General features: G+C 69.0%; 7 protein-coding genes. 2 read left to right on the top strand and 5 right to left on the bottom strand.

Translation table 11 applies throughout. The features are described 5' to 3' along the window. From MKK84_RS05550 to MKK84_RS05530, 5 genes are all read right to left on the bottom strand, one after another. The coding region (locus MKK84_RS05550) for a porin (RefSeq protein ID WP_243917342.1) at positions 1–909 on the bottom strand (909 nt) is incomplete at its 3' end. A 406-nt stretch (positions 910–1,315) separates the two neighbouring features. After that, on the bottom strand, positions 1,316–2,005 hold the full coding sequence (locus tag MKK84_RS05545; RefSeq protein WP_243917340.1) for a metal ABC transporter permease: 690 nt from the start codon (positions 2,003–2,005) through the stop codon (positions 1,316–1,318). A gap of 124 nt (positions 2,006–2,129) precedes the next feature. Beyond that, positions 2,130–2,408 carry a winged helix-turn-helix domain-containing protein gene (locus MKK84_RS05540; RefSeq protein ID WP_243917338.1) on the bottom strand — a complete coding sequence of 93 codons (279 nt, stop codon included), beginning with the start codon at positions 2,406–2,408 and terminating at the stop codon, positions 2,130–2,132. A gap of 107 nt (positions 2,409–2,515) precedes the next feature. Further along, positions 2,516–3,115, bottom strand: coding sequence for a HupE/UreJ family protein (locus MKK84_RS05535; protein WP_243917336.1), 600 nt, complete (start codon positions 3,113–3,115; stop codon positions 2,516–2,518). A 265-nt stretch (positions 3,116–3,380) separates the two neighbouring features. Then, complete coding sequence (locus tag MKK84_RS05530; RefSeq protein WP_243917334.1) at positions 3,381–3,656, bottom strand: hypothetical protein; 276 nt, start codon at positions 3,654–3,656, stop codon at positions 3,381–3,383. A gap of 70 nt (positions 3,657–3,726) precedes the next feature. Between MKK84_RS05530 and MKK84_RS05525 the strand changes: the two genes are divergently transcribed. Then, complete coding sequence (locus MKK84_RS05525) at positions 3,727–5,214, top strand: ABC transporter substrate-binding protein (protein WP_243917332.1); 1,488 nt, start codon at positions 3,727–3,729, stop codon at positions 5,212–5,214. After that, positions 5,214–6,158 carry an ABC transporter permease gene (locus MKK84_RS05520; protein ID WP_243917330.1) on the top strand — a complete coding sequence of 315 codons (945 nt, stop codon included), beginning with the start codon at positions 5,214–5,216 and terminating at the stop codon, positions 6,156–6,158. Before MKK84_RS05525 ends, MKK84_RS05520 begins: the two co-directional genes overlap by 1 nt. The last annotated feature ends 341 nt before the right edge of the window (positions 6,159–6,499 follow it).

The raw sequence follows: 6,499 nt of genomic DNA, 5'->3' as shown, positions 1-6,499 counted from the left end.
AGTACCGGTGCTGGCGGCGGTCGAGAGATTGCCGACGTTCAGCTCGTGGGTGGCGGCCGAGAGCTGGGCCGAACCCCAGGCCTGATCGAGGCGCACGACGCCGACGAAGTCGGGCAGGCGCGAGCGCTCGATGCTGTCGATATTGCCGAAACGGCCCGGGCCGACGAAGACCGGGGTCGGCTGGTTGGTCACGCCGAAGTTCGACACGGCGCCGGTGTTGACCGTCGCGGAGATGTTGGTCGGCGAGAAGATCGGGGTGCGGCGGAAGACCGGATCTTCGATCGAGATCGTGGCCGACAGGCCGTTGCCGACCGTGGCGGTGTAGGCCAGCAGGTTGGTCGAGAACACGTCCGAACCGGCGGTCGCGCCAGCGAACTCGAAGTCGTGGGCGTAGAAGTCGAAGAACGACGACGCGCGACCGGCGGTCAGACCCGCGAACTGGATGAACGCCTTGTCGACGTTCATGTACTGCTGGTCGCGGCCGAAGCTGTCGGTGCCGATGCCGGCATAGGCCTGGCCGATCCGCTGCTGCGTGCCGGAGGTGCCGACGCCGGAGTAACCGGTGCGGGCGCCGGCATCGAGACGCACGAAGGCGCGGAGCGTGCCGTAGGCGGTCTGGGTGCGGGCATCGAGGTTGATGCGCATCCGGCCCTGGTAGCCGGACGTGTCACCGACGCCGTTCTGACGCGAGTAGCTGGTCTGGTATCCGCCCTCGAACCGGGCACGGCCCGAGACGCGCAGGCAGGTATCGGTGCCGGGGATGTAGAAGAAGCCGGCGCCGTAGGCGGTGCAGACGCGGACGTATTCGATCGGCACGGCTTTCTTGACCGGCAGATCGGCGGCGTGCGCGGCGCCCACCGCTGCGAACGCAGCAGCCGACCCGAGCAACGAGCCCTTCAAGAGCTTCATCGATATCTCCAAAGCTTCGAGACCCAATAATGCGGACGTGCCCGGTTAACCGGGTCTAGCCGCACGTTTTGTAGATTTGGCCTGCGTCTTGGGCGGCAGGCTCTTGCGGGCTCTCGCTTGGCGATGCCCCCGTGCACCCTCACCATGTGCGAACGGGTTACGGGCGGCAACGTGGATTCTCGCTTACGGCCCCGGTTCCGACTGCATGTTGCCTGCTGGCAACAATTTCGGAGCGCATTGGCCACTAACCGGTGTCCGGGGGCCGGTTTCGCGCGAATTTTCAGAGCGTCTTCGGACTCGAATAGCCCAGCGCCCGTATTCGCGCGCCGGACGAATCGCGCGCAGGGCCTCCTGCAGCCGTGGTTGCTGCGGGCCCTGCGCGCGACAGCCGCGTTACATTGCCGGCTTACATGGGCGGGGTCAGGCCGTCCTTGCCGACGGCGACCCGGCGGGCCGTGAGATGGCCGTCATCTTCGCGCGCGACGAGCACGAAGGCCCGCGCACCCGGTGTGAGGGCCGCGGCGTCGGCCGGCGCGAAGCTGACGACGGGCGCCTGCGGGGGCACCAGGACCTGGATGGACTGGCCCTTGCCGTAATCCACCGTCAGCGTCCGCTCGGCTCCGCCGCCGCTCGCCGTCACGGTACCGTTGGTCATCGCGCTCTTCACCCGGGGGGCGTCGGGGGCGGTCGAGCGGACGTCGGCCTTCACGGTGCCGTTGGTCATCGCGCTCTTCACCCGGGCGCCGCCGGCCGTGTGGTCCGCGATCATGTCCCAGTCGTAATGCCCCTCGCCGGTGCCGCGCATCGCCTCGGGGAACAGAACGACTGCCAGTGCCACCGGGGGCTGGCCCTTGGTGGCCGTGCCGATGAACACGCCGTCCTTGATCTGATCGAGGCTCGCCGGGATGACCCACGAGACCTTCGCGTCCGCCGGCAGCGCGACCACTTCGGACTTGCCGTCGAGGGTCTTCAGCGTGAAGCCACCCTGATCGACCGCCTCCACTGTTCCCCGCAGGCGTTCAACCTTCGGGGCCGCCTGCGCCGCCGTTGTGACAGCCAGTAGGCTCATCAGGGCGAGCGTCGTGTACTTAGCCATGTGGGGTCCTCTTGTTGCCGCCGGGATCGTCGCGACCGGCAGCACGTGGGGCAGCGTGCGCTGCATTCAGCCCCTGGAGGCCTGTGACACGCACGCTCGCTTATCGCGCCCACGCCCGGGCCGGTTACATGTCCCCCGCCTGCCCCAGCCGGTTCAAGTACGGAGCGGCCGCCGCTTCAGCGGCGGTTTCGACGGCGCGGTACCGGGCCACGACATCGGCCCCGAACTCCGAGAGGCGTGCGCCGCCTCCCGCCCGTCCGCCGGTCTGTGCCTCGACCACCGGGCGGCCGAAACCGGTGTTCATCGCCTCGACCAGCAGCCATGCCCGGCGATACGACATGCCCAGGGCACGGCCGGCGCCGGCAATGGACCCGTGCTCGGCGATCAGTTTGAGCAGACGCACTTTGCCGGGACCGAGCCGGTGCCCGGGCCCCAGATCGATGCGGATACTCAGGCGCGGCTCCGACCCCGTATCGGGCGCGCGCGCCGCAGACGGGTCGGCCGCCTCGGTCAGGCGGGCAGCACCAGCAGGGCGAGGCCCGCCATCGCGACGCCGGCCCCGAGGACCGGCGCGGCCCGGGTCGCGCCCAGGCGGGCACCGGCCATGCCAAGGCCGATCCCGGCCGCATGGAGGAGCGCGGTCGCCGCCAGGAAGCCAAAGCCGAACGACAGGCCGGAGGCGGTCTCCGGCATCTCGGCCCCGTGTGCGTAGCCGTGGAACACCGCGAACACCCCAACCAGGGCGGCGAGCAGGGCCACCGGCGCCCGCAGGCCGACCATGGCGGCGAGGCCGAAGACCACGATGGAGAGCGCGATCCCGGTCTCGGCGTAGGGCAGCGCGATCCCCGCCATGCCGAGCCCCGCCCCCGCGCTCATCAGTGCCAGGAAGGACAGGGGCAGCGCCCAGAGAGCCCGCCCGCCCCGGAGGGCTGCCAGCAGGCCGACCGCGACCATCGCCAGCACGTGATCGACCCCCATCAGCGGGTGCAGGAACCCCGCCTCCGCACCGATGGCGGCGCCATGACCCGGATGCGCGAGCGCCGCCTGCGGCAGCACCGCAAGAACGGCCGGGAGGGCGGCGGCGAGGGATGCGGAGAGATGACGCTTCATGGGATGTCCTTCGCTGATCCTGAATATTGTAGCGCCCATCCGCCGCCGCCGCGAGGGCCGCGGGCGTGTCGCTGTTCTATATGGTCATCGCCCTATGACGGCGCTGGGCTCGAACGGCCTCAGATACCCTCACCTTGTGGGTGCCCTGCCGCATCATCCGGGCCATTGTCCGGTCGACCCGGATCGTTGCGCAGAGTTCCAGCGTCCGATCGATCAGCACTGCCACGCCGGACGCCGAGATGGCGAGCACCGGCCCCGAGACGGCTTAGCCGTCCTCCAGTGTCACCGCGGTGATCTTCTCCTTCGGGGCGATACGAGGGTGTACCCGAACCGGGGGGCTGGGATCCGGCGCCCGGGCCAGCGTGACGAACTGGCGCGCGAGGTCCGTCAGGGCAGGCCGGTCGCCGCGTACCGAATATCCGAACAGCCGCAGCGCGACACGTCGCTGACGTCGTTTTGCCGGTTTGGATAAAAGATGCAGCTTGATCGTCTGGCATGGATGCTGCCTTGGGATTGTGCATGCCACGGCGGTGCGCGACATTCTTCGCCGCCTCCGGATCGGCCGCGGCCGATCGCATCCCGCCACCCGCGCCAGCCTCCGGACCGATTTCATGTTGCGTCTCGCCGCCTGCCTCCTCGCCGGACTGATCGTGTCCGGGCCCGCCGCGGCACAGACCCTGCGCTACGGCATGATGGAGGATCCGGACGCCCTCGATCCGACGCTGGCCCGCACCTTCGCGAGCCGGATGGTGTTTGCCGCCCTGTGCGACAAGCTCGTGGATATCGGGCCCGACCTGAAGCCGGTGCCGCAGCTCGCGACCTCCTGGGAGTTGTCGCCGGACGAAAAGGCGCTGACCCTGCACCTGCGCCCGGGCGTCCTGTTCCACGACGGCGAGAAGCTCGACGCGGCGGCGGCCAAGTACTCGATCGAGCGACATATGAAGATGCCGGGCTCGCAGCGCCGCTCGGAGATCGCGCCGATCGACTCCGTCGACGTGGTCGACGACCTCACATTCCGCATCAACCTGAAGCAGCCGTTCGCGCCGTTGCTCGCGCAGTTCACCGACCGCGCCGGCATGATGGTCTCGCCCAAGGCCGCCGAGCGGCTCGGTGACAAGTTCGCCTCCGCGCCGGTCTGCGCGGGCCCGTACAAGTTCGTCGAGCGGGTGCCGCAGGACCGGATCGTGGTCGAGCGCTTCCCCGACTACTGGAACAAGGACGCGATCCAGATCCAGCGGATCGAGTTCCGGCCGATCCCCGACGCCACCGTGCGGCTCACCAACCTGCGCGCCGGGCAGCTCGACCTGCTGGAGCGGCTCGCCCCGACCGACGTGCCGCAGGTGAAGCGGGACGCCAAGCTGAAGCTCGATTCGACCACCGAACTCGGCTTCCAGGAGATCCTGTTCAACCCCCACAAGGCCGGCTCGCCGGTCTCCGACCCGAAGGTGCGCGCCGCCTTCGAGGCCGCCATCGACCGCAACGCCATCAATCAGGTGGTCTATAACGGCGAGTTCCTGGCCGGGAACCAGTGGGTCAACCCGAAGAACCCGAACTACGTCGCCAAGTACCCGATCCCGAAGCGGGATGTCGCCAAGGCCAAGGCGCTGCTCGCCGAGGCCGGCAAGCCGAACCCGCAGATCACGCTCACCGTCTACGCCAACAGCGAGTCGCCGCAGGTGGGCCAGGTGATCCAGGCCATGACCAAGGAGGCGGGCTTCGACGTGAAGATCCAGGCGGTGGACTTCACCACGGCGCTCGATGCCGCCGACAAGGGCAATTACGAGGCGCAGCTCTATTCGTGGAGCGGCCGCTCCGACCCGGACGGCAACACGTTCAGCTTCCTCGCCTGCAAGGCGGCGCTGAACTATCCCAAATACTGCAGCCCGGAGGCCGACGCGGCCCTCCAGGCCGAGCGCGGCACCATCGACCCGGCGAAGCGCAAGGCCGCCTGGAAGGCGCTGGCCGATCACGTGCTGACCGACCGGCCGGGCATCTACATCCTGCACCGCAAGCTGCTCTGGGCCTACAGCCAGAAGATCACCGGCTTCGTGCCCTATCCCGACGGGCTCGTGCGCTTCCCTGGCCTGAAGCTGAACTGATGCTGCGCTTCCTAGCCCGACGCCTCGCTTTGGCGGTCCCGACGCTGATCCTGGCCTCGATGATCATCTTCGCCCTGCAGCAATTGCTGCCCGGCGACGTCGCCACGGCGCTGACCGGGGAAGAGCGCGATCCGCAGGTGATCGCCTTCATCCGCGAAAAGTACCACCTCGATGAGCCCCTGCCGGTCCGCTACGCCTACTGGGCCAACGGCGTGCTGCGGGGCGATCTCGGCGAGTCGATCCGGCTGCAGAAGCCGGTCTCGGAGCTGATCGTCGAGAAACTGCCGGTGACGCTGGAACTCGCCTGCTTGGCGATGCTGGTGGCGCTCGCCATCGGCGTGCCGATGGGCGTGCTGTCGGCGGTCAAGCGCGGTCAGGCCGCCGACACGATCGCCAACGGCATCGCCCTGTGGGGCCTGTCGGTGCCGAATTTCTGGCTCGGGATCCTGCTGATCCTGCTATTCTCGGTGGAGCTGGGCTGGCTACCGGCCTCGGGCTACGTCTCGCCGTTCGAGAGCCTGTCGGACAACCTCGCCGCCATGGTGATGCCGGCCTTCGTGCTCGGCAACGCCATCGCGGCGGTGATGATGCGCCACACCCGCGCGGCGATGCTGGGCGTGCTCGGCTCCGACTACGTCCGCACCGCCCGCGCCAAGGGCGTCTCGCCCCTGCGGGTGACCCTGCGGCACGCCCTGCCCAACGCCGCGATCCCGATCATTACGCTGGGCGCGCTGGAATTCGGGCAGCTCCTGTCCGGGGCGGTGCTGACCGAGCAGGTGTTTTCCGTGCCGGGCTTCGGCAAGCTGATGGTCGATGCCGTGTTCAACCGGGATTTCGCCACCGTCCAGGGCGTCGTGATCTGCACCGCCGCCACCTACATCGCCCTGAACCTCGCCGCCGACCTGCTCTCGGCGGCCGTGAACCCGAAGCTGAGGCGGGCATGAGCGGTATGTTTGAGCGCGACGCCTCTCCTCCCCCTTCTGCGGGGGAGGGTGGCCCCTTCTTCAGCAGGGGTCGGGAGAGGGGAGCGCCGCTTCCGAATGCGGCGCGCCCTTCCCGCAGCACTGAGCTTTGTTGTGCACCGTCGCTCCCCTCCCCCGACCCCCTTCGGAGCCCACCCTCCCCCGCCGAGGTGGGAGGGCCTGCGCGTGTCAGTGTCGTCGCTGCCACGTGCGCGAGCCCCCGATGAGCACCGGCACGCCCATCGCCGAGGTGACCGGCCTCGCCGCGCCCATCGGAGCCCCCGCCATCATCCAGGAACCAGGAGGTGGGAAGAGCGTCGTGG

This window comes from Methylobacterium sp. E-065 (genome assembly GCF_022829605.1).
Classification (GTDB): Bacteria; Pseudomonadota; Alphaproteobacteria; order Rhizobiales; family Beijerinckiaceae; genus Methylobacterium.
This window is presented reverse-complemented; position numbering and strand designations above follow the sequence as displayed.